This window comes from Pedobacter sp. PF22-3, assembly GCF_026239555.1.
In the GTDB taxonomy this organism is placed as follows: domain Bacteria; phylum Bacteroidota; class Bacteroidia; order Sphingobacteriales; family Sphingobacteriaceae; genus Pedobacter.
This window is the reverse complement of record NZ_JAPIVP010000019.1, coordinates 1-24,569: the sequence shown is the minus strand read 5'-3', so window position 1 is coordinate 24,569 and position 24,569 is coordinate 1. Positions and strand designations below refer to the sequence as shown.

General features: G+C 38.5%; 23 protein-coding genes. 9 read left to right on the top strand and 14 right to left on the bottom strand.

Going from position 1 to position 24,569, the window contains the following annotated elements; genetic code table 11:
• Positions 1-20 precede the first annotated feature (20 nt).
• On the bottom strand, positions 21-1,079 hold the full coding sequence (locus OQX63_RS20000) for a nucleoid-associated protein (RefSeq protein WP_265852577.1): 1,059 nt from the start codon (positions 1,077-1,079) through the stop codon (positions 21-23).
• Positions 1,080-1,199: 120 nt separating this feature from the next.
• Positions 1,200-1,772: a TlpA family protein disulfide reductase gene (locus OQX63_RS19995; RefSeq protein ID WP_265852576.1), complete on the bottom strand. Its 573-nt coding sequence runs from the start codon at positions 1,770-1,772 to the stop codon at positions 1,200-1,202.
• Between the two features lie 187 nt (positions 1,773-1,959).
• Between OQX63_RS19995 and OQX63_RS19990 the strand changes: the two genes are divergently transcribed.
• A complete protein-coding gene (locus OQX63_RS19990) occupies positions 1,960-2,292 on the top strand; it encodes a hypothetical protein (protein WP_265852575.1) in 333 nt (110 codons plus the stop codon).
• A 112-nt stretch (positions 2,293-2,404) separates the two neighbouring features.
• Positions 2,405-4,717 carry a TonB-dependent receptor gene (locus OQX63_RS19985; protein WP_265852574.1) on the top strand — a complete coding sequence of 771 codons (2,313 nt, stop codon included), beginning with the start codon at positions 2,405-2,407 and terminating at the stop codon, positions 4,715-4,717.
• Positions 4,718-4,989: 272 nt separating this feature from the next.
• Here OQX63_RS19985 and OQX63_RS19980 read toward each other — a convergent pair whose 3' ends face one another.
• From OQX63_RS19980 to OQX63_RS19970, 3 genes are all read right to left on the bottom strand, one after another.
• The gene (locus OQX63_RS19980) at positions 4,990-6,069 is read right to left on the bottom strand and encodes an NADH:flavin oxidoreductase/NADH oxidase (RefSeq protein WP_265852573.1); all 1,080 of its coding nucleotides are present in this window, start codon (positions 6,067-6,069) and stop codon (positions 4,990-4,992) included.
• Positions 6,070-6,175: 106 nt separating this feature from the next.
• Positions 6,176-7,165: an aldo/keto reductase gene (locus tag OQX63_RS19975; protein ID WP_265852572.1), complete on the bottom strand. Its 990-nt coding sequence runs from the start codon at positions 7,163-7,165 to the stop codon at positions 6,176-6,178.
• Between the two features lie 2 nt (positions 7,166-7,167).
• Positions 7,168-7,563 carry a DoxX family protein gene (locus tag OQX63_RS19970; RefSeq protein ID WP_265852571.1) on the bottom strand — a complete coding sequence of 132 codons (396 nt, stop codon included), beginning with the start codon at positions 7,561-7,563 and terminating at the stop codon, positions 7,168-7,170.
• Positions 7,564-7,814: 251 nt separating this feature from the next.
• Here OQX63_RS19970 and OQX63_RS19965 point away from each other — a divergent pair, with 251 nt between their 5' ends.
• From OQX63_RS19965 to OQX63_RS19945, 5 genes are all read left to right on the top strand, one after another.
• Positions 7,815-8,642: an ATP-binding cassette domain-containing protein gene (locus OQX63_RS19965; protein ID WP_265852570.1), complete on the top strand. Its 828-nt coding sequence runs from the start codon at positions 7,815-7,817 to the stop codon at positions 8,640-8,642.
• A gap of 3 nt (positions 8,643-8,645) precedes the next feature.
• On the top strand, positions 8,646-9,449 hold the full coding sequence (locus OQX63_RS19960; protein ID WP_265852569.1) for a hypothetical protein: 804 nt from the start codon (positions 8,646-8,648) through the stop codon (positions 9,447-9,449).
• Positions 9,450-9,464: 15 nt separating this feature from the next.
• Positions 9,465-9,839 carry a GntR family transcriptional regulator gene (locus OQX63_RS19955; RefSeq protein WP_265852568.1) on the top strand — a complete coding sequence of 125 codons (375 nt, stop codon included), beginning with the start codon at positions 9,465-9,467 and terminating at the stop codon, positions 9,837-9,839.
• Positions 9,840-9,843: 4 nt separating this feature from the next.
• Positions 9,844-10,692, top strand: a complete 849-nt coding sequence (locus tag OQX63_RS19950; RefSeq protein ID WP_265852567.1) for a hypothetical protein — start codon at positions 9,844-9,846, stop codon at positions 10,690-10,692.
• Positions 10,693-11,073: 381 nt separating this feature from the next.
• Positions 11,074-12,060 (top strand): alpha/beta fold hydrolase, encoded by a 987-nt coding sequence (locus tag OQX63_RS19945; protein ID WP_265852566.1) that lies wholly within the window; start codon positions 11,074-11,076, stop codon positions 12,058-12,060.
• Positions 12,061-12,175: 115 nt separating this feature from the next.
• On the opposite strand, the gene OQX63_RS19940 is transcribed toward OQX63_RS19945, so the two are convergent.
• The 3 genes from OQX63_RS19940 to OQX63_RS19930 are packed head-to-tail and all read right to left on the bottom strand — an operon-like array spanning position 12,176 to position 14,904.
• Positions 12,176-13,066, bottom strand: a complete 891-nt coding sequence (locus tag OQX63_RS19940; RefSeq protein WP_265852565.1) for a DUF6263 family protein — start codon at positions 13,064-13,066, stop codon at positions 12,176-12,178.
• Between the two features lie 18 nt (positions 13,067-13,084).
• The gene (locus tag OQX63_RS19935; RefSeq protein ID WP_265852564.1) at positions 13,085-13,858 is read right to left on the bottom strand and encodes a zinc-dependent peptidase; all 774 of its coding nucleotides are present in this window, start codon (positions 13,856-13,858) and stop codon (positions 13,085-13,087) included.
• An 8-nt stretch (positions 13,859-13,866) separates the two neighbouring features.
• Complete coding sequence (locus OQX63_RS19930; RefSeq protein WP_265852563.1) at positions 13,867-14,904, bottom strand: Gfo/Idh/MocA family oxidoreductase; 1,038 nt, start codon at positions 14,902-14,904, stop codon at positions 13,867-13,869.
• Between the two features lie 105 nt (positions 14,905-15,009).
• Here OQX63_RS19930 and OQX63_RS19925 point away from each other — a divergent pair, with 105 nt between their 5' ends.
• On the top strand, positions 15,010-15,360 hold the full coding sequence (locus OQX63_RS19925; protein WP_025143454.1) for a hypothetical protein: 351 nt from the start codon (positions 15,010-15,012) through the stop codon (positions 15,358-15,360).
• Between the two features lie 720 nt (positions 15,361-16,080).
• Here the strand turns inward: OQX63_RS19925 and OQX63_RS19920 are convergent.
• From OQX63_RS19920 to OQX63_RS19900, 5 genes are all read right to left on the bottom strand, one after another.
• Positions 16,081-16,758: an OmpA family protein gene (locus tag OQX63_RS19920; protein ID WP_147227337.1), complete on the bottom strand. Its 678-nt coding sequence runs from the start codon at positions 16,756-16,758 to the stop codon at positions 16,081-16,083.
• A gap of 176 nt (positions 16,759-16,934) precedes the next feature.
• Positions 16,935-17,627 carry an ABC transporter ATP-binding protein gene (locus OQX63_RS19915; RefSeq protein ID WP_265852562.1) on the bottom strand — a complete coding sequence of 231 codons (693 nt, stop codon included), beginning with the start codon at positions 17,625-17,627 and terminating at the stop codon, positions 16,935-16,937.
• A gap of 2 nt (positions 17,628-17,629) precedes the next feature.
• A complete protein-coding gene (locus OQX63_RS19910; protein ID WP_265852561.1) occupies positions 17,630-19,102 on the bottom strand; it encodes a DUF5687 family protein in 1,473 nt (490 codons plus the stop codon).
• Between the two features lie 67 nt (positions 19,103-19,169).
• Positions 19,170-20,450, bottom strand: a complete 1,281-nt coding sequence (locus tag OQX63_RS19905; protein WP_265852560.1) for a replication-associated recombination protein A — start codon at positions 20,448-20,450, stop codon at positions 19,170-19,172.
• A gap of 247 nt (positions 20,451-20,697) precedes the next feature.
• Complete coding sequence (locus tag OQX63_RS19900) at positions 20,698-21,996, bottom strand: MFS transporter (protein ID WP_265852559.1); 1,299 nt, start codon at positions 21,994-21,996, stop codon at positions 20,698-20,700.
• 183 nt (positions 21,997-22,179) lie between these two features.
• Between OQX63_RS19900 and OQX63_RS19895 the strand changes: the two genes are divergently transcribed.
• Complete coding sequence (locus OQX63_RS19895; protein ID WP_265852558.1) at positions 22,180-22,911, top strand: class I SAM-dependent methyltransferase; 732 nt, start codon at positions 22,180-22,182, stop codon at positions 22,909-22,911.
• 134 nt (positions 22,912-23,045) lie between these two features.
• Here OQX63_RS19895 and hisS read toward each other — a convergent pair whose 3' ends face one another.
• Complete coding sequence (hisS, locus tag OQX63_RS19890) at positions 23,046-24,437, bottom strand: histidine--tRNA ligase (protein WP_265852557.1); 1,392 nt, start codon at positions 24,435-24,437, stop codon at positions 23,046-23,048.
• Positions 24,438-24,569: the final 132 nt, after the last annotated feature.

Below are 24,569 nucleotides of genomic sequence, written 5' to 3'. Positions count from 1 at the left end.
AACGCCTAACTCAAAACTAACTACTCTTCTTCCCTAAAATATACCTTATAAAAATTCATCGATTTATCATCGTCATAACCTTTCTCGATCATATCTTTATTACCGTGGATATAGATGTGAAAATTCTTATCCAATTTTAATACACTTTTATAGGCACGCGCCTGTTTTTTAACCGCAGATTCGGCAATCTCAAAATGATCGGCTATGGGACTTTCGTACTCTTCTTCGTAGTTTTTCTTATAGTTTTTAAATGATTCTATCCCCTCAGCATTACCGATTACCTCATTTCCAAACTCTTCAATATCAAAAGTTTCTTTTTCTTTGAAATACTTCATTGAACGATTTAAGAGGTCTATTTTATCTGCTTTACTGATTTCATAATCATCATCAAGCTTCTGCGTGACGAAGTTTTTATAAACGCCTAAAACATTATTGGTCTGGTTATAATTATCGTTCCTGATTTTCAGTTTTAAGAATTCATCTTTCCAATAAACGGCAGAATCGTTGCTGCTTTTAGATTGATCCAATACAACAACTTTATAACCCTCTTCTCTATCTACATTAAAAATCAAACAGCCTTTATCCAACTTATTAATGCTAATGGCTTCTTGTTCATAACTTACATTAAAGCCATCCTGTTCCGGATAAACTTTTAGATAGGTATCTTTCGTTTCAGATTTAAAAATCCCAACTACATCCAATTGTTCGCCCTCTATCTGCACTTTTTCAAAATAGGCAACATACAATTCACCCGATTTAATTTTTGGATGGTTCGCTACATCGTATAAATGTTTGGCCAGTTGTTGCGAATCTTCATGAAAAAGTTGATTATTCTCGAAAATTTCATGAACGAAATGGAATACTTCGTTCAATTCTAAATTATCGTTAGGGTGATAAAACCGGTAGACTTCATTTACCTTTTCGAAAGGCTTTAAGAAATACTGCAACAGCAGGTTTCCTAACATTTCATCATCGATTTTTAAAGGCGCATCAGATAATCTGTAGTACTCTTCAAGTAATTTATTGCCTGTATGGTGGATGGAAAGTTGCTTAAGGGAAGCCTCGAAAAATGAAATCATAGGCGCAAAAATAGCAAAATCATTGATTACCCCGTCGTCAAAATTTGCTTGTTACCTGCAGTTTCACCTTCAGGCATCTATTTTCTGCGGTAGAATTAAGACCGGTTTTGGCGGTGAAAGTTAGTTTGTACTTTTCAACTGATTTAGAAAATCAACAATCTTCTTATCCGCATAATTGGCCACACCTTCATGTTTGAAAGACAATCGGCCCTGCTTATCGAAAATGACTGTTGTAGGTAAAGCACCTGCAAATATCTGCTCAGGGATATTACTTTCCACTTTATAAACCGGCAAAGTATATTTACGATCCGCCATAAATCTGGTTGATTTTGTAAGATCGCCATCAGCATCCGCAAAAATGAAAACTATATTTTTATCATTTTTAAATTGATCGTATAATTTGTTGATCGAAGGCATTTCGGCCCTGCATGGCGGACACCAGGTTGCCCAAAAGTTGAGAAAAATAACTTTGCCCTTCAAATCGCCAAGATCAACCAGATTACCGCTGGCATCTTTAAACCGGATTCCGTTAAGACCCCCAACATTTTCTTTTGGTGTTTCAACATTGGGCTTGTAAAAACCGATCTCCATTAAGCCCTTAATAAAAAATGCTTTTGCGCCAGGTACAAAAACCATTACCAAAACGATAACGATCAATAATGCGTTGAATATATTTTTCCTGATGAATTTCATTAATTATCCATTTTTCTTATCGCAAATCATTAAAGAGCAAGGTTGCAATCTATATTTAAATAATTTATAACAGATTTATGCAATTCTACGTTAAACTACTGATTAAATTGAAAGTCGAAATACTATAAACATAAAGTTACTTTGTAAATATATATAATTGCTTAAGAATTTATTACTTTTGACCGCATTGAAAAAGCATAGACAGAACATTCATAAATATTTATCGGTATTCCTGCTGATCGTATTTGCTATTGCTTTAACTCCGTGGAGTGTACTTCACCACCACAACGCTCTTCCTGTTGTGGAAAATGAAGTCAACTGTAAACATGTTAGTCACGTACAGGCTCATGGCGATACCTGTTTAATCTGTAATGCAAGTTTTGAAAAAAACTATGTGCAAACGCACCACATTTACAAGATCTTCTTATCAGCCAAGATTTTCAACCGTACCGAACCTACATTAAAAAATGCCTTTACCGAAATAAAGCGCACTTGTTTACGCGGTCCTCCTTTAGCTTAATTTTTTTCTTATTGCGCATCCGCGCTGATCAAATTATTTATCCGATAAACTAAAAACAGCTTTATTTAAGCTTCTGTTTTGGTATTTCGTTCATTTTATTTACACACAACACATGAAAAAATTACAGCTTATTGGCTTGGTAATTCTATATACATTATTAAGCAATACTGCTTTCGCTGCCTTACTAAAGGATATAAAAGGTAAGGTTGTTGATGCCAGTACAAAACAAGCATTACCTGGCGCTACCATTTTTATTCCCGACTTAAAAGTTTCTTCCATAACTAATAATGATGGAGAGTTTACATTAAATAACCTTCCTGCAAAAGGAAGTTACCTGGTTGAGGTACACTACATAGGTTATAAAACCGCTACACAAGTGGTAAACTTTGCAAACGCAACCGGATTAGAATTTGCCCTACAGCCTACCGCTATAGAAACAAAAGAGATCGTAATCACAGGAAGTTTAATCAGCAGTACAAGCAAAAGAAATAGTGCTTCATCTGCGATAGTTGGCAAAGATCAGTTATTGCAGCCATCCACTAATTTAATCGATGCATTAGCTAAAGTACCTGGTGTATCGCAGATTACTACCGGTCCATCTATTTCTAAACCGGTAATAAGGGGCTTAGGCTACAACCGCATTGTAACTTTAGATGATGGCATTAAACAACAAGGCCAGCAATGGGGCGATGAGCACGGTATCGAAATCGATCAGTTTAAATCAGACCGTATCGAAGTTTTACGTGGCGCAGCATCATTAATGTACGGTTCTGATGCACTTGGGGGGGTGATTAACTTATTGGAGCCAAGTTCTGCTCCCGAAGGACAGGTGAAAGGAGAATTCATCACCAATTATTCTACCAACAACGGACTTACCGCTAACTCGTTGATGTTGAATGGCAACGAAAACGGCTTCGTTTGGAGGGCCCGTGGAACCTATAAAAATGCTTATTCTTTTAAAACACCTACAGGTTACTTTCCAAATTCGGGCTTTAACGAAACCGATTTAAGTGGTATGGTGGGTTTGAACAAAAGCTGGGGTTATACTCACTTAAATGTTTCTAATTTTCATAATAACATCGGTTTTTACGACCCGCATTTAGATGACAATGGAAATTTCGTGAGAGAAGATGGAAGCTCTTTCACTAATGACGATAATAAAAACCGTACTTTAGAATTTCCACGTCAGGACATCAGACACTTCAAGATTGCATTGAACAACAATTTCATCATCGGTAACGGTAATTTAAAGGTTGATTTAGGTTATCAGCAAAATCAACGAAGAGAGTTAGACGAGCCAACCCCAGCTTTGTTCTTCGATCTTAAAACGTACAATGCAGATCTGAAATATTATATCCACGAAACCAATGGATGGCAGCCCGTTTTTGGTGTAAGTGTAGATGATGGCCATAGCCAAAATAAAGGAACAGAGTTTTTAATCCCTGCTTACGATACTTTTGGTTTAGGCGCTTTTGCTTATGCAAAGAAAAACTGGGAAAACAGTACTTTTAGTATTGGTGCCCGTTACGATTTCAGAAAAAACAATGGAAAACAATTATTTGATGATGGCGAAGAAAAATTTGCGCCTTTTAAAAACAAGTTTTCTAATGTAAGCGGTGCATTAGGTTTTACACACCAGTTTAATGATGAACTGAACTTTAAAGCGAATGCGGGTTCTGCTTTCCGTGCACCTAACCCTGCAGAGTTAGGCTCTAATGGTGTGCATGAAGGTACATTTAGATACGAGGTGGGTAACGCTGCCTTAAACCCTGAGCGCAGTTACCAGGTAGATGCCGCTTTAGAATATGAAGGAAAAATTGTAAGTGCAAGTGCCAGTATCTACAACAACTATATCCACAATTATATTTATGCATCTACCAATGGCGAACAAAGAGTAGCTGACGGTACACTTTATGATGTTTACCGCTACGGACAGGTAAATGCAAACCTTTACGGCGCTGAGGCCAGTTTAACCATCCACCCGGTTCCGTTTATTCATTTCGAAAACACATTTGGATATGTTCATGCACAGAACAATACGCTAAACAGACCGCTTTCATTTATTCCGGCCGGAACATTGAGAAATGAGCTGCGTTTCGAGCCTAAACTTAAAGGCACAAATGATGCCTACCTTTCTGTAGGTATCAATTCGGCATTTAAACAAACCCGTGTGGATGATGTTTTTGAAACGCCAACCAGCGGTTATACCTTATTAAATGCAGGTATCGGCGCTACATTTAACTTAGGCAAACAACCGGTTAAATTATCGGTTTCGGCCAACAACTTGTTAAACCAGAAATATTATGATGCTTTAAGCAGGTTTAAACCAGGTCGTTTTGATCAGGAAAACCTGAATTTAGGCGTTTACAACCCTGGCAGAAACATCACTTTCGGATTGTACATTCCTTTTACAGTGGTGAAGTAAGCGTATTAATCTCATTATAACCAAAAAGCGGAGTTGATCGATGAGATCACTCCGCTTTTGTTTAATACAGTACCGTCGTCATTTAGAGCAGAGTGCAACGAAGTCGAGAACCACGAAGTGCTCAGCAAAGCTAAATCTATCGATATAGATCTCTCCGTTCCGCTACTCTTCAGTCGAGATGACGACTCTTTTATTGAAGTCTGGCTGAAGACCATGAAATGAATTACCTTCGGTGAGCTCGCTAAGGCTCTTCAGGGTGATGACATATGCAACTACTTCTTAAACGTTTCCCTTTTGGCCCTTACATACTGGTTTGGCCATTCCAAATCATCACCAAGAACCTGTGCCGCGTGTGTAGGGAAGTAAGCATCACGCAACGATTCGCGGGCAATAAAAATTAAATCGGCTTTTTCCTGTTCCAGAATTTCTTCTGCCTGGTGGGCCTCAACAATTACACCAACTGCACCAGTATAAATACCGATCTCATTTCTGATTTTATCTGCGAAAGGAACCTGGTAATTTGGTCCGGCTGGAATAAAAGCATCAGGTACATTTCCACCGGATGAGGTATCAATTAAGTCGACACCGCGATCTTTTAGTACCGCAGCCAATTGCAACGAATCATTCTCGTTCCAGCCGCCATCTGTCCAGTCGGTTGCCGAAATGCGGACAAATAATGGCAGGTTATCTGGCCATACCGATTGTACAGCTTCAACCACATCAATTACCAAAAGGATCCTGTTTTCGAAACTTCCGCCGTAAATATCTGTACGTTTATTACTCAATGGACTAAAAAACTGATGGAGTAAATAACCATGCGCAGCATGTATTTCTACTACTTTATAGCCCGCATCAAGTGCCCGTTTTGCAGCCGCCCTGAAAGCAAAAACAATATCCTGAATTTCAGAAATCGTTAATTCATGTGGCTTCACCTGTCCAGGTTTAAAAGGAACTGGAGATGGACCAACTGGTTTCCAGCTGTTTTCACCTGCAGCAATTTGATCGCCGCCGTTCCATGGCACCTCACAACTGGCTTTTCTGCCCGCATGTGCCAACTGGATCCCAGCGATAGCACCGTTATTATGAATGAAAGAAACAATCTGTTTTAGTTTTTCTACATGTTCATCTTTCCAAATCCCTAAATCGGCATAAGTGATTCTTCCATCAGCCGTTACTGCTGAAGCCTCCTGGATAATTAAACCTGCGCCACCAACGGCACGGCTACCTAAATGCACCAAGTGCCAATCGTTGGCAAAGCCATCAATAGCAGAATATTGACACATCGGAGAAATCACAATTCTATTTTTTAAGGTTACATCCTTTATGGTAAAAGGAGAAAATAATTTTGACATATCTTGTTTGTTTAACCGCAAAGAACGCAAAGTTTTTTCGCAAAGAAATTGAAGCCCTTAACCACAGTGCTCTTTGCGTATTTCTTTTTTCCTTTGTGATTTACGTTTAAAAACCAGCTTTATTTAATTCGGTATTGATAAACTGAATTTCTTCAGCATTTAATTTTACGTTTATAGCTCCTGCATTTTGTACAGCCTGTTTTTCATTTCTTGCACCAACTAAAGCGATGGTGATGCCTGGGCGTTCAACCGTCCAGCGTAACACCAATTGAGATAAGGTGGCATTTTTCTCGTCGGCCAACGGTTTTATTTTAGCTAAAAATGCGTTTGTTTTTTCGATACTTTCTGGTGAGAAAAATTTATTTCCCTGACGGTGGTCACCCTCTTCAAACTGATAATCAGCAGTCATTTTTCCGGTTAATAAACCACGCTCCATCGGACTGTAAGCCAAAACTGATTTATTATTCTCGATGCAATATGGAACAGTTTCCGCCTCAACGCCACGGTTTACCATGCTAAATGGAATCTGGTTGGAAATAATTTGCAAAGTCTGATCTACCTCTTTTAATTGTGTTACATCATAATTGCATACGCCTGCATAACGCACCTTACCCTGTTCAATTAACCTGCTCACGGCTTCGAAAGTTTCGCTGATTGGAGTAGTTAAATCTGGCCAATGGATCTGGTAAAGATCTATATAATCAGTACCCAAACGTTTTAAAGATTGCTCACATTCATAAATCACACTTTCCTTTCCGGCATATTTATAAATATCAATCTCCTTTCCGTCGTTGTTTTTACTCTTAAAGCCAAAATCGCCTTTAGCCAGATCCCAACGCATGCCAAATTTGGTTACCAGTTGTAACTTATCGCGTGAAATACCTTTTATAGCATCGCCCACAATTTCTTCGCTATCTCCCTGGCCGTAAATGGGCGCGGTATCAATAGAAGTGACCCCTAACTCATAACTGGCTTTTATGGCATTAATGGCATCGTTTCTGTCTGTGCTTCCCCACATCCAGCCGCCAGCAGCCCAGGCACCAAATGTGATTACCGAAAGTTCTAAATTTGAGTTTCCAATTTTTCTGTATTCCATAATTATTTTTTAATAATTTTATCAACTGCATAACCGTTATGCGGTAAGTAAACGAGTAGTGCGGATAAAAATGCCACATGGATGAGTTGCGAAGGAAGTGCCTCCCAATTCTCAATGAGCGTTGTTCCGAAAATAAGCATCAACGAAATTACTCCTGCCAATAACAATCCTTGCCTGGTAAATAAACCCAATATAATCATTAGCCCCGCTATAAATTCCGCAAAAGGCAAAATATAACTGAAAGGAACAACTAGTATTTCAGGCAGATACGATTTTGAAAATTGTCCAACCATCCAATGGCTAAAACCTGCAAGTTTTGGCAAACGAACCAAACCATGCCCGAAAAAACTTAAACCAATTGCTAATCTGCTAAGCAGATATGCCCATTTTGTATCCATACTACATCGATGTATTACAAACATACAATCTCGGCATTAAGGATGTTTTAGTGCAACAATTATTAGACTGATATTTTACCTTTCAATGGCGGAGCCCGCGGCAAAGACGCAAAGCGTTTGGCGTTTAGCGGTTGATGCATCGCATGAAAACACCATCCGTCACAAGCTCAACACCAAAATTTTTCTTCAAAAATTTGGAGATAATAAAATAAGATCATACTTTAGTGTATTATTTAACTAATACAGTAGATATGATCAATATTAACAATCTTAATTTTGGCTACAGTAAGCATAAGCCATTATTTAAAAATATGAGCATGCGGTTAAGCAACGGCCATATTTATGGTTTGCTCGGTAAAAACGGTGCCGGCAAATCAACTTTATTAAAAAATCTTGCAGGTTTGGTGTATGCCCAAAGTGGTACATTAGATGTATTGGGTTATGACCCTGCAAAAAGACAGCCTGCACTTCTGGAGCAGATCTGTTTTATTCCTGAAGAATTTTATTTGCCATCGGTAAAAATTAATGCGTACATAAAAGCCAACGCTCCTTTCTATAAAAACTTCGACCATAGTTATTTCACTGATCTGATCAAAGAGTTTGATATTCCGGTTGAACAGAAACTCATTAATATGAGTTATGGCCAGAAGAAAAAAGTAATTATCGCTTTTGGATTAGCTACACAAGCCAAGCTGGTGATTATGGACGAGCCGACCAATGGTTTGGATATTCCATCAAAGGCACAGTTCAGGAAAATTATGGCTTCGGCCATGACGGATGAGCGATGCATCATCATTTCTACCCACCAGGTAAGAGACCTTGATAACCTGATTGACACGGTAATTATGCTCGATGAGAATGACATTGCCCTTAAAGCTACAGTAGAAGAAATTACGGAAAAACTGACCTTTAAAAAAGTAAAGGAGGTTGATGACAGCGTCTTTTATGCTGAACCATCACTCTCTGGTTACAATGCCGTAATGCCAAATTATCACCATGAAGAAAGCAAGTTGGACATGGAGCTACTTTTCAATGCCATCCTTGCAGAAAAAACCAAATTTAAACCTTTATTCAGCTAAGCAATGAACAACACTTTTAATATGACTCGATTTGGCTTATTGCTCAGAAGACAATGGCTAGAATTTGGAAAAATTTACCTGATCAGCCTTGTGGTATTACTGGGAATTGTAGTAGGATTCTACGGCTACAATATACCTTCGCCCTTTAAAAATAACAATTTCGATTACGCCGGCAATCTTGATATGCGTTTCCGCTATCCTCTTTTCCTGATTTTGGGATTTGTTTTTATCAGCATAGTGGCCAGCAGCTATTTTAATATCCTCGGACAAAAATCGAGGGCCATTTTGGAACTGATGACACCTGCATCTGTATTTGAAAAATTTCTGGCAGGGGTAGTTTACACGGCATTAATAAGTTTATTCAGTTATCTACTGATCTTTTATCTGACCGACCTTGCCTTTGTAAAATACTTAAACGGGCATCTCAATGCTTTTAACCATCCAGGCATTAAGAAAGTCGAATCCATTCCCCAAGAGGTATTTCGTGATGAAGGATTTGGAAAATATTGGGCCTATTTCTTTGCTTTACCTTTTCTGATTACCAGTATCTTCCTATTGGGATCCATTTATTTTAATCGTTTCCATTATATTAAAACAGCCTTATCTGTTATGGTTTTCGTTGGCCTGGGATCGTACCTGGTTGTTAGATTTTCGGTCTGGCTAATGGAAAATAAAGTTCGCTACCACCATAACTTCAGGAATGATGGTAAGGATCAGATTTTGTTAGCAATTTTACTCATAACAAGCCTCATCACATTCATGGTTTGGGCAATTACATACATCCGCTTAAAAGAAAAAGAAGTTTAATTAAAAGGTATAGATATGGAATTTAGAGATAATAAGGCAATATACCTTCAGATAGCAGAATACGTTTGTGAACACATTTTGCTCGGAAAATGGAAGGCCGATGAAAAAGTTCCTTCGGTAAGGGAATTAGCTGTAGAAATGGAAGTAAACCCCAATACGGTAATGCGCACCTATGAGTTGCTGCAAAATAAAAACATCATCAAAAATAAAAGAGGAATAGGTTTTTTTGTAGATGAAGCTGCAGCTGAACATGTAAAAAGCTACCGGAAGCAACAGTTCATAGCAGATGAGCTACCTGTAGTGTTCAGGAATATCTACCTGCTTAACATCGGTTTTGATGAACTGGAAAACCAATACGAAACGTTTGTAAAAGAAAACTTTAACGCTTAAGAGAATGAAAACAAGTAATAAATTATTAATTAGCCTGGCGGTGCTATTAATTGTTATACCCATTATAGTTGTAGGTATAAATATAAAGGTAAATTATAAAGAAAAAGGTCCTGAGGATACCTATTTAGGAACCCAAAACATCAACAATGAGTCCTTTGAACAAAAATCTAAAGGAAGGGTTAGCATTTCATTGCAATCGCCTTTCAATGCAGTTCAGATTAAAGATGCAAAGGGTTTTAATGTACAACTTTTTGTAAAAGAAGATAACAAGTACGGCCTTAAGATTCAAGAAAAGTTTAAAAACGATTTAAAGTATGAGGTAGATGCAAACGGCGTGCTTCAACTATCGATTAAAAACTTTAGTGAGGATGATGGCATTGAAAAAATTATTATTGTAATTTATTGTCCAAAAATTAATAAAGCTTCAGTTGCCAACTCATATCTTCTGGAATTTAGTGCCCATTCAGATTCTTTACTATTGGATATCGATAATGGCGGAACTCTATTCTTAACCGGAGACAATACAACTAATGATGAGAAAGGAAAAATCACAAGTGTAATCAACCCAACCAAAATCGGTAAACTTTACCTTAACCTGAACAAAACTAAGTTTAGTGGTTTTACCAATGGTTTTAAAGACCTGTATATTATTGCAAATAAATCAGAAATTGAAATCGGAAATATCGACGAAAACAACAAAACACCATTCCCTTTTGATAATCTGAGTATTAAAACAACAGATACATCAAGTGTAAAGCTTCAAAATGTAAATGTAAAAACCTTTGCTGCCGATTTTTCAAATGCTACAACATTACAAATCCCAACGCCTTTGCTTAAACAGCTGTTTAAGTAATAATTTTAATGGGCTGATAGATTTACATAATAAATTATCTCTACCATTTACAAACTCTAATAGAATGGTCATCCTAGACCGGAGCAACGCGAAGTGGAGAGATCTATCTAGACAGATTTCTCGACTGCGTTTCACTCCGCTCGAAATGACGATAACTTAAGAGGGTTTTTACGCGTAGATCAATTACTGCCATTCATATAATTATACAACAAATCATCCTCCAGGAAGACATGATGCATTGATGATATAGCCCATTTCTCACGCTTTATCTTATACAATACATCTTTTCTTCAGGTGATGTAAAAAGGGCATGATTTTTAAGCTAACTAATTGGCAAAAGTTTAACTTGAGCCAATTAGTTTTTTAAATGATTAGCCATCAATGAAGAAATACTTCCTGTTATTAGCAATTAGCCTGTTTATTTTTAGCCACGCAAAGGCACAAAAAACAGATACCCTTTCTATCACTCTGGATAACGTTAAATATCCTTATCCCGTTAAATACTTCCCCATCAATACCGAAGGACAAGATATTAAAATGGCCTATATGGATATCCAGCCAACGCAAGCTGCCAATGGCAAAACGGCTATTCTTTTTCATGGGAAAAACTTTGGCGGGTACTATTGGACCAACGTAATCAAAGCCCTCACCAATATTGGTTACCGGGTAATTGTTCCTGATCAGATTGGCTTTGGTAAATCATCAAAAGCATTTATCCATTATAGTTTCCACCAAATGGCTACCTGGAACAAAAGGCTTCTAGATACTTTGGGCGTCCAAAAAACTGTAGTTTTGGGTCATAGCATGGGCGGTATGCTAGCCACCCGTTTCGCTTTGATGTATCCTGAAAAAACAGAAAAGCTTTTACTTGAAAATCCGATCGGATTAGAGGATTATAGAATGTTTATCCCTTATATTACTACAGCGCAACAATACCAAACAGAACTTAAAACCACTGCAGAAAGTATTCGAAAATATTACCAGGGCTCATATTTCACTTATTGGAAACCCGAGTATGAATATCTGGTAAACATTGCCGGTGGAGTTACCAATAGTTCAGATTACCCACGCTGGGCTAAAGTTGCCGCACTAACTTATACGATGATATATGAGCAACCTGTGGTATATGAATTTCAAAATTTAAGGGTGCCTACCGTTTTATTTATCGGTAAAGAAGATAAAACCATTGTGGGCAAAGGTTTACTTACACCAGATCAACAGGCTTTACATGGGCAATATAAACTTTTAGGAAAACAGACTGCAGCCAAAATTATCGGTGCTAAAATTATCGAATTTGATGCCTGTGGACATATCCCGCATATCGAAATCCCTACGGAGTTTTTGGTGGCTTTAACGGGGAGTTTATAAACTAGATACCGTAAGTAGCGTAATTCCTGCGCATGCCGGAATCTAAATAATTATCATAAGGCAGGTATAAAGCATTAAGATTCTCAATCAAGCTGGGAATGAAGACTATATTAAATTAATTAATCTCTTTACCCACAATTTTATTAATACCCTGCATTTCAAAATCGATATCCTGCCCCATCGATTTCATTTTTCCGTACAACTCTACACGTAGGTGACTGTTCTGCACAATACCAGTTTTGACGTCAATAGATGTTTCTCCGGAATTGGTTCCCCGTAAATCTGTTTCCATTTTGTTGCCCATTGCTTCAAAATTTCCTTTTGAAATCAATGTCCCTTTTACGCTCAATATAGCAATTCCGTCCTTTACTTCTTTCAAAGTGTATTGCGTAATTGTTTCAATGGGCATACTCATTTGCATTTTGGTATCAACGGTCCAGCTGTCGCCTATTTTAACCGCCCTATCCGGATAAATTTTAAATGACGATTCCATTGTCTGCTTTATTATTTCATTGCTAAATTGTTTACTTAAAGCACTTTTAAACTGTTTAATCTGGCTGGTATCTTTACTCATCCTTACCGCCATATTATCCAGCATTTTATCTATACCAGCAACGGTTTTAACCACTCCGGTTGGACTTATCGTCATATAAAAAGATGCGCCTTTTAGGCCGCTGAAAGGATTCTTTTTGGTGCTATCCTGATCATCGGAGGTTAATGTCATGGCATTTCCCATTGCATTCGATTTCATAAACAACCTATTGTAGGTTACCTTTATATCTTTATCGCCATTGTGTCCCTCAGTGATATCAAAAATATAATCTGTACCAATGGTTTGCGTAGAATTAATGCTTCTCCCGGCAATTTTCTGGTTGATGATCTGATCTGAAACAAACGAAAAATCATACTTATTCCCTGTCGGATAATTCTGCTTAAGCGAATATGTTTTTTGCGCCCATACACCGAGTGAGGCTAAACTGCAGAGCAATGTGATTATTATTTTCATCTTCCTTTATTGATCAAGCTATCCGGCAGGTTGCTGGGCAAAAATGCGACTTAACTGAAAATACAATTCGGGATGTTTATCTTTTAACAGCTCAGGTTTTTCAAAGAAATATTCAGAAACCACGGCAAAAAATTCGGCCTGGTTAGTAATGGCGTAAGGGTTAATATCCGACTTGTTATCTGCAATTTTTTCCATTTCCTCATGCATCATTTTAATCCATGGTAAAGTGTATTCATGTGCCAGTAAATTCTCTGGAACACCATCAGTTGCCCCATCAGATTTATCCAGAAGGTGTACAAATTCGTGGATGGCTGTATTTTCTTTGCCTGCACTTTTAGAAAAACCATGGCGCAGCGCCGAACGCGACAAAATCATCTGTCCGTTCATATAACCCGTACCTACCATGCCCATGATGTTCCTTTCGCCACTATCAAACTGAAAATCCTTATTAAAAGTATCTGGATATAATAAAACGCTGGTCAGGTTTTTGTATTCCCAATTGTCGAAACCAAAAATGGGGATCACCGCACTTGAGGCAATCAGCAACTCATCTAATGTGGTCATTTCCAAACCAACAGGCTCAATTTTAACCGTACTGAAAAATGCAGCTACTTTTTCTTCAAATCTACGTTTATCTGTTGAATCAAGATTATGGTAATAACCTACATAATCATCCAGTATTTTCCTGTCTACATCGGTTAATGGCGTTACCGCCACTTTCTTTTTCTTCAGGATTAAATAAAGGGCAATCAGAAAAATTGGAATCAGGTATATAAAAGGGAGAGAATTCATGCTCAGGATTATGATATTGCAGGGCTTTCTATAATTTCAATTTGTATTAAAACATCCGCTCGTGTCACCGGATAAGGTTTATTGTTGGCTATCGCCTGATAAACGGCTTCAAAAAGTGGCAAATAACTTCCTACTTCCGACGGAATATTCTTCTCGGTTTTATTTCCATCAGCATCAATGGTAGTTAATAAACCCTCTTTATTTGCAGGCTCAATGCCATAATCAGGATCGGTTAATTTCATGCCAGCCAACAACTGTTCTTCCTGAATATCGGCTCTTTGCTTGATAAAGCTGCCGTTTACGCCGTGTAAAATAAATCCTGACTGCGAGTTTACGACCAACATGCTCGAAGTAACAAAAACATACACACTATCGGGGTAAGTCAATTGGATCGAAAAATAATCATCTACTAAAGTACCAGCTCTATTTTTACCCAAAATTTTTTGGTAACTTAAAGGTTTGCCAAAAAGGCTGATTACCTGATCTAAAAGATGTGGCCCTAAATCATATAGAAGTCCACTGGCTTCTAAAGGGGTTTCTTTAAATACTTTTGGTCCAATTACATTGCGGTAACGATCATAACGGAAATGCACTTCAACCAGTTTACCCAATTTACCACTCTCAATTACATGACGTACAGATGTAAAATCGCTGTCCCAGCGGCGGTTCTGGTAAAAGAAAATCTGTTTGCCTACACTATCGGCCAGTTCGAAAAGTTCTTTTGCCTGTGCAGTAGTAGCGGTAAAAGGTTTTTCAACTAAAATATGCTTATATGCATTTAATGCAGCCTTCGAATGTTCATAATGGAGATTGTTTGGGGTGTTAATTACAACTAAATCTATTTCCTCATCATTCAGCAGTTCGTTAACACTATTGTAGCTTATAATATCTGGATAATCGTTTACTGCGTTTTTATGGCTGCGCTCTACTATAGCCTTTAAGTTGAAGCCGCTGTGTGCCTGTAAAAAAGGAGCGTGAAAAACTTTCCCCGACATGCCATAAGCTAATAAACCCGCATTAATTATTTTATTGATATTCGTATCCATAGGTTATAAAAGTAACCAAAAATATCATTACCATTCAAGCCTAAGTGTTAAAAAGCCTAAACGTTTTACTTAAGGCTTACACGTTTTTACACTATCTTTGCAGGTATGAAACCGTCGGAGATTAATGCCAAGTGGAAAGTTTTACAGGAAAGGATTTCAACTGAATTTGATTCAGATTTCCCTGATTTAAAGGTAATGCTTTTTCTTATCGGCGTTCAGGAACTGGGCAAAGGGCCTAAGAAATACAGTAAACGCCAGAAAGAAGAGCTAATGCACATTGCTACCTGCCGTTTGTTAAGCGAAATGGGGTTCTATGAATTGGAAGGATTAGATCAGGATGGTTGGCCCCACTGGAAATTAATCAAAGCCATACCCCCTTATACCATGTTGGAGCAGGAAATGCTGATGAAATCGCTGGTGGTGAGTTATTTCGAAGATATCTATTCTGCAGACTAAATCTCATCGTATCCGTGGTGTTGGATGTTCCCATCCGACACAAGTCTATTTAAAGAGTTATTTAAGTGTTTTGGAAAGCAGGGCCTCTGCTTTTCTTATGTTAGTCGGGCTTTTCGCTATATCCCGATGAAAAATCGGGTATGCCGCTTCATCCGATAGCAATCGGATCCCGTTTAATAAATTCAGCCAGTGCAACTATTTGGGGTCGCAGGTGCGCCAGAAAAACTTACGAAGTTGGCCCCGGCCTGGTCTAAGCGAAACTTAGTAAGTTTGGCCTGGCCTTGCAGCGATCACCCCCCCAAGCACCACAATTCGAGGTTAAATAAACCCGACAGTAGCGGACACCGAACGCAGAGAGGTAAAGCGAATGGCGGGGCTTTCGGAACCGATACAAACAGGAACCTGCTTTTCAAAAAACTAAAGAATATAAAAACTAGCAGTGTCAGATGGTAACATCAGACACCACATCAAAAAACTTACGAAGTTGGCCCCCGGCCTGGTCTAAGCGAAACTTTGTCAGTTTGCATGGCCAGCACCAAACTAAGTTAACTAAACCCGACAGTAGCAGACACCGAACCCAGGAACTTGATTTTCAAAAAAACTAAATAATATAAAAACCAGCAGTGTCAAATGGTAACATCAGACACCACAAAAAACCCCGGTGAATGTACACCAGGGCTGCATATATATTGACCTCATAGGTAGAGGGAATTTTAAATATTATCCTTGTTTTTGTGCTGAAGCTTTTAAGGCATCATTAGCCACAATTACAATTTCTACACGACGGTTAGCTGCACGGCCTGCGTCTGTGTCGTTATCTGCAATCGGCTCAGCAAAACCTTTACCAATGGTAACTAATCTTGATGATGGAACACCTTGAGAAACGGCATAAGCTTTAACAGCTGCTGCTCTTCTTTCTGAAAGGCCCATGTTATATTGTTCTGTACCACGGCTATCGGTATGACCGATAATTTTGATATCAGTATCTGGATATTGGTTTAGTGAAGAAGCTAAACTCTGAATATTGGTTTTAGCGGCATCTTTTAAAGCGGTTTTATCGAAATCGAATAAAATACCACTATCGAATTTTACAATAATACCTTCTCCTTCACGGATTACTTCTGCGTTAGGAATAGCTTTTTGAATTTCAGCAGCCTGCCTGTCCATTCTACGGCCGATAAAAGCACCTGCGGTACCACCAATAGCACCACCAATTAAGGCACCAACTGCTGTATTACCTGCTTTTTTACCGATTAAAGCCCCGATAACACCACCTGCTGCTGCACCAATACCGGCACCTTTTTGTGTTTTAGTTAAACTATCACAACTTTGGAATGCCATCGATCCTACGGCTAATCCTATACTTAATGTGGCTATTCTTACTTTTGAAATACTCATGATATGCTAGATTTATAATTTCTAACCGACATATTCAAACACAATGCCAAAAAATAATATAACCGTATTTTCGGTCTATTTCGACAAATAACACTATAAATAGTACTTCTATTTACAAAAAAGGGTCCTGATCAATCAGAACCCTTCTTGTATAATGTATTATTCTTAGTACAAAACTAAGCAGAGAAATAACTCTCCAGCTCTTTCAGCGTATTTTCATCTGTTTTAAAATCTTTGATTACCTGTCCTTTTTCCACCAACACAATGCGGCTACAAACATCGGTAACATGATTTAAATCATGACTAGAGATAAACGTAGTCATGTTGCCTGCCTGTGCCTTTAGCAAATTCTTTAAGCGGATCTGCGTGGTTGGATCGAGGTTGGCAAAGGGTTCGTCTAGAATTAATATTTCTGGCTTTTGCATCAAAGCAGCAGCAATACCCACTTTAACCTGGTTTCCCTTACTAAAATCACGTATGTACTTTCCGCTGTTCAGGATTTCACCATTAAAAAACTCTCCGTACTGGTTAAGGTATGCAGAAACATCGGCAACACTTAAATTATGTAAACTGCCAATAAAAATAAAATACTCTTCAGGTGTTAAATAATCGATCAGGAAACCTTCGTCTAAAAAAGATGCGGTATAATTTTTCCAGTTATCGTTTTGCATTACGTTTTCACCTTTCGATAAAACCTCACCTGTGGTTGGGCGGATCAAATCTAAAAGCATCCTAAAGAAAGTGGTTTTACCAGCGCCGTTATTCCCCACTAAACCTACGGTTTCTCCGGCAGCAATCTGTAGATCTTCGATATTTACAACGGTTTTATCGCCATAAACTTTTTGTAATTTCTTAACTTCTAAAATCATAATTATTCTCTAAAGCCTTCGGCTATTTTATATCGTTGTTTTTCAAGTCGTTTTGCAATGTAGTTTACCCAAAAGCTCCTTAATAATAGCATGGCTAAACCGAATACGCCCACTACAGCCAAGCCCCAGTAAGGTTTATTTAATATGCCAAATGGCACATACATAATAATGGGTGTAAGCGCATAAGGGAACATTAAAAGCCATTGGGTGGCACCGGTTCCCTGGTAGTTAAAGCTTGCGGCTTTGGTAATATCTAATCTTTTATAATTTAAAGTAGCCAGGTAAAGCACTACAACAGTTCCGAAGCCAATGTTATAAAAATAAGCAGCCAGGTGCAGGAGCAATAATTTTGGACTTAAAAATCCATAAAAACTTGCCAATACGGTAATAATGGTACAACCAATAGTAAAAAGTAAAAATTTAGCTTTTATGTAATCTTTAAAATTGATTTTGTTGGCCAATATGCCATCAAAGTGGGCGCTTTGCCAGGCAAACATAAACTGGCCATAAATAATGATGGAGATGCCCGTCATAAATATAGCGCCAAACATCATCTGTCCAAAAGCATCGCTATTGATCGCTTTTTCCTTATAAAAAATAAACCCGTAAAAAAGGAAAAAGAAGCCCATAATTACCGCTGAGCGTGGACGTTTATGGCGGAGAATTAATTTTAATTCTAAAGCAGCCAGTTCACCCACTTTACCAAAGCGGTTAAGGAATGCATAATCGGTGCTGCCTTTTTTCTCCTGTTTGGTACTCAACTCTTCCACGTATAAGTTTTTACGCAAGAAATTAGAATTGAAATAAAATATAGCAATTGCTGCAAGCGTAAATGCAAAGCCATATGCAGGTTGTGCAGCAATGCCCTTGAATACGAAATCAGAAGCTGCCATAATAGAAATAACCTTATAATATTCTAAAGCAGCAAAAGCAGCAATTACAACCAATCCGAAAAAGGTATATAGGGTATTAGTGATGGATTTACGCTTAATATACAATACAAGGTAATTGTTAAAAACCATTATTGAAAATATCGAAACGATATACATAATGGTGGTAACAGCACCTAAGCTTGGCGCAATTTTAGTAAAGCAAAAAGGCAGAAAAATGAAAAAAGGCCAAAGGTTAAAAGCAGAAAACAGTGCTTTAACATTTAAAAAACTGATGATTTTACTTCTCGAAATCCTTAAATGCAGATAAGGAATAATGCTCAGTGTGGGCAGTTCCTGAAACTGTAGACGCATGATAAAATCGAATGCAAAATAATAAAGGATAATGCCATTGAAACTGGAGATTACCGTTTTGTTTGGGAAAATTTGTGGCAGAAAATGCGACATTCCAAAACCTACGCCAACAGCAATGGCAAAGAAGTAAAGCATAACGAAACCCAAAACAATCTGGCCAGCAATACTACCGCCCCTGTTCCGCGAACGCCAGAAAGATTTTCTTTGATGGCTTAAAAAAGTACTCAGCATATTTAGTTTAGGTGTTTGATTTTTAGTCAATATACCTATTAGTATGCATTTGGAAGAAATTGTTACACTAATATTTGTATTTGTCTTTCCAGTTCTGCTTAAGCTTTTCGCGCAGTTTCTCTTCTGCAGGGTTTTTACCCGGATCGTAGAGTTTTGTGCCACTTAATTCTTCAGGAAAATATTCTTGTGCCGAAAAATTACCTTCATATCCGTGTGAATATTGGTAATCTTTTCCATAGCCGATGTTTTTCATCAGTTTGGTAGGTGCATTGCGGATATGCAGCGGTACAGGCAGATTACCGGTTTGTTTAACTAAAACCTGCGCTTTGTTAATGGCTTCGTAAGAGGCATTACTTTTTGGCGAACTAGCCAGATAAGTTACACACTGTGATAAAATAATCCGCGCCTCGGGATAGCCTATTACATTTACGGCCGTAAAACAGTTATTGGCCAATAAAAGTGCATTTGGGTTGGCATTTCCGATGTCTTCTGAAGATAAAATCAATAACCTGCGGGCAATAAATAAGGGATCTTCTCCTCCTTCTATCATCCGGGCTAACCAGTAAACCGCAGCGTTAGGGTCGCTACCACGGATTGATTTAATAAATGCCGAAATGATATCGTAATGCTGTTCTCCGGCTTTGTCATACAGTGCGAGGTTTTGTTGTGCATGGGCCAGTACATTCTCATTGGTGAGCACAATTTTACTGCCGCCGATGCCATTGATGGCGATCTCGAGCACGTTTAACAGTTTTCGCGCATCGCCACCAGATAAACGGATTAAGGCCTCATGTTCTTTGATGGAAATTTTCTTCTCTACCAGTACAGTATCCTTTTTAATGGCGGTTTGCAACAGACCAACCAGTTCTTCTTCTGTAAGTGACTTTAAAATGTAAACCTGACAACGCGAAAGCAAAGCGGAAATAACTTCGAAAGATGGATTTTCTGTGGTGGCACCGATCAAAGTAACCAAACCCCTTTCTACAGCTCCTAATAAACTATCCTGTTGCGATTTACTGAAACGATGGATCTCATCAATAAACAAAATGGGCAAACCCAGAAAGCTATCTTTTAGTTGTGCGGCACGGTCGATTACCTCGCGGATATCTTTCACCCCACTGTTAATGGCACTCAGGTTAAAAAATGGCCGGTCTAAGGCCTGCGAAATGATATAGGCCAATGTGGTTTTACCTACTCCCGGCGGACCCCAGAAAATCATGGATGGCAGCTGGCCACTTTCAATCGCTTTGCGTAATACCGCTCCCGCTCCTACCAAATGCTGCTGACCAACATATTCATTGAGGTTTTGGGGGCGCATACGTTCGGCTAAAGGGGGCAGGTTTTGCATAATGGTAAATATATAAAATTGAATATTTTGTTTGTAGATAATTTACTAACCAAATAGGTGTGGGATAAGTTTGCTACGGATGCACGAATCTACGCGGAGAGGTTAATGTGGTTTTCAATTTTCCGTGAACATCTTTGCAATATTTTAAAATTAAATAATCTAAGATGATATGACGCAAAACATTATCTATGCAAAGTAGCTTAATGAGTGCCGTCATGCTGATCCCATTAGGAAAAGGATCTAAAACCTAATCCTCTATCTTAGAGTGGTGCTTGGTATCCTTCATCGTAGTATACAAAATCAGCGAAATCAAAATACATCCGGTTACGTACCAGTAAAAGTAATTTTCATGACCGATATTTTTAAACCAAAGCGCAAAATATTCTGCCGTTCCACCGAAAATGGCAACTGTTAAAGCATAAGGCAAACCCACGCCCAATGCCCTGATTTCGGCGGGAAAAAGCTCTGCCTTTACCACCGCGTTAATACTGGTATAGCCGCTAACAATAATTAAAGCTGCAATCATCAATAAAAAGATAATGGTGGTGTTGGTTTCGCCAGCCAAGCCTGTTAAAATCGGATAGGTACATAAGGTACCCAATACACCGAAACCAATTAATAGGGGCTTCCGGCCGATCTTATCAGACAATAGACCGAACAGCGGCTGCATGATGGCAAAAACCAATAGCGACACAAATGATAATGTTGTGGAAGTTTCTTTACTCAGGTGGACAGTATTGACCAGAAATTTTTGCATATAAGTACTAAACGTGTAAAAGGCGATGGTTCCGCCTAATGTTAGGCCCACTACGGTAAAAATCTCTTTCGGGTACTTCAATAGTATGGCAATGCCACCCTTTTTGTCTTCCGTATTTTTACTTTTAAAGGCTACTGTTTCATTGATATGTCTCCGCAGATACAAGGCAATAAAAGAAAGGACAGCACCAATAAAAAAAGGAATCCGCCAGCCCCAGGCGCTTAATTCTGCAGGACTAAGCAACCAGTTCTGCAAGATCAACTGAATGCCTAAAGCCAGCAACTGTCCGCCGATTAAGGTTACATATTGAAAGCTGGAATAAAATCCACGGTGTTTTTTGGTGGCCATTTCGCTAAGGTAGGTAGCAGAAGTTCCATATTCGCCGCCAGTACTCAAACCCTGAATCAATCTGGCAAAAACGAGCAATAGTGGGGCGGCAATGCCAATCCTTTTGTAACCCGGGGTTAAACCGATAATTAAAGATCCTATGGCCATAATTAGCACAGAGAGTGTCATCGAATGTTTTCTGCCCAGTTTATCGGCAATACTTCCAAATAACCAACCTCCAATGGGCCGCATTAGAAACCCTACGGCAAAAATTCCGGCTGTATTTAATAACTGTGCAGTTGGATTGCTGTTCGGGAAAAAAGCAGGCGAAAAATAAAGTGCAAAAGCAGAATAGGTATACCAATCGTACCATTCAACCAGATTCCCAACGGAGCCTCCAAAAATAGATTTTAGCCGGGATCCTACCTCCTTAACTTCATTTTGCTGTACCGTTTTTTCCATAGTATTGAATTACTGAATGAGAGAGTTTTGATTGATTGAATGAGAGAATGATTGAATGCCGGATGTGAAACTTAAATCAACACTGGTTGTTTATCAAAAATATAATAATTTTATCAAGAAAGCGCTCAGTTATTTCAATCTAATACCGTTCACTTTGTATTTCAAAACCCAATCATTACCACAATGAAAGATAACTTTTCTACCCAATCTGCCGATTATGCCATCTACCGTCCAACTTACCCACAAGAATTATATGAATATCTGTTCTCCTTGATAAAAAGCAGGGAAACGGCATGGGATTGCGCCACAGGAAATGGCCAGGTTGCACGTGTATTGGCGCAACACTTTAATGCAGTTTATGCAACCGACATTAGCGAAAATCAATTAAAAAATGCTTTACAACTACCAAACATCACTTATAAAGTAGAACCAGCAGAACAAACCTCTGTGGAAAATAATAGTTTCGATTTAATTACAGTAGCGCAGGCGATCCATTGGTTTAATTTTGAGGCATTTTATGCTGAAGTAAAAAGAACATTGAAACCGAATGGACTTTTCGCGGTAATTGGTTATGGCTTAATGGTTATCGACAAAAAGGTAGATGTGGCAGTACATAAACTATATGAAGATATTTTGGGTAAATACTGGGACAGTGAACGCCGTTACATTGAAGAAGGTTACAAAACCATTCCCTTTCCTTTTGAAGAAATTATTGCACCACATTTCCAGATCAAAACCACCTGGAATTTTAAACAGTTAATCGGCTATTTGAATACCTGGTCTTCATTGCAGCATTATAAAAAAGCGAATGAGCGCAACCCATTGGAGTATATGCTTACCGAACTAAAGGAAGCATGGGGCGATGATGCAGAGAAGGATGTTCATTTCCCTGTTTTATTGCGGGTTGGACGATAATTCATTGCTTGTCATTGCGAGGAGGAACGACGAAGCAATCTTTCATACACTAGTGATCCTACTATAAAGATTGCTTCGTCGGCTGAAAAAGCCTTCTCGCAATGACGGATTTTCTTTGCGGTAAAAAACAGAGATTATTTCAACAACTCTAATATACCTAAAACAGTTAGCTTTTTTTGTTCGCCGCTTTGCATATCTTTTAACGTCAGTTCGCCGCTGGCAATTTCATCGCCACCAATTAAAATCACATAAGGGATGTTCTTTGCATCAGCATAAGCCATTTGTTTTTTCAGCTTCGCTGAACTTGGGTATAACTCTGCTGCAATCCCGGCATTTCTAAGCTGCTGAACAATCGGCAAGGCATATTTTTCAGCTTCTGCATCGAAATTACTGATCAAAACTTTCGTTCCCACTTCTGCCGAAGCAGGGAAAAGGTTCAATTCTTCCAATACATCATAAATACGGTCGGCACCAAAAGAAACACCCACACCGGTTAAACCTTTTAAGCCGAACATCCCAGTTAAATCATCGTAACGACCACCTCCACCAATGCTGCCCATGGCCACTTCATTGGTTTTAACCTCAAAAATACAGCCGGTATAATAATTTAATCCACGGGCCAATGTAATGTCTAACTCCAATTTAGCAGTTAAAGGTAAACCATAAGCAATCAGACTTTCTACGTAGTCAAAAACCTGTTCTATTTCTTCAATACCTTTTAAACCGGTTTCAGATTCAGCTAAAACTTCTTTCAGGCTGGCCAGTTTTTCCTCGTTAAAACCTTCTAACAAAATTACCGGACGGAGTTTTTCTAAGTCTTCTTCGGTAAAACCTCGTTCTAATAATTCTTTGCTTACACCATCTAAGCCGATTTTATCCAGTTTATCGATGGCTACCGTCATATCAATGATCAACTCTGGTTTACCGATAATTTCGGCAATACCTGATAAAATTTTACGGTTATTAATCTTGATGATAAAATCCTTTAAGCCCAATTTGCTCAAGGCCTCATTGTAAATCAAAATAAATTCGGCTTCGTTTAATAAACTTTCCGAGCCTACCACATCCACATCACACTGGTAAAATTCACGGTATCTACCTTTTTGAGGACGATCGGCACGCCAAACCGGCTGTACCTGAAAACGTTTAAAAGGCAAGGTGATTTCGTGCTGGTGCATCACTACGTAACGGGCAAAAGGTACGGTTAAATCGTAACGGAGTGCTTTTTCGGAAATTAAAGGAATCAGCTTGTTGCTATTATCTTCTTCAGCAAAATCGAACGATTTTTTTTTCGGATCTTTAAGATACTCCCCGCTATTTAAAATTTTAAATATCAGCTTATCACCTTCATCACCATATTTCCCTGTTAATGTAGAAAGATTTTCGAAACTTGGCGTCTGGATTTCAGCATAACCATATTTCCTGAAAACCGTTTTAATGGTATCATAAATAAAGTTGCGTTTTACCATTTCAACCGGAGTAAAATCGCGGGTTCCTTTTGCTAATGAGGGTTTAATAACTGACATAGCCGCAAAAGTACAAAAATGTAAGGTTTAAACCGATCAGGTTTTTAAATGTAATATTAAATAAACTTGCAGATGCTAATTGTAAACTGCCACTGTTAACTGATTTGGGCGTTTCCCAAGCTACGCAAGGGC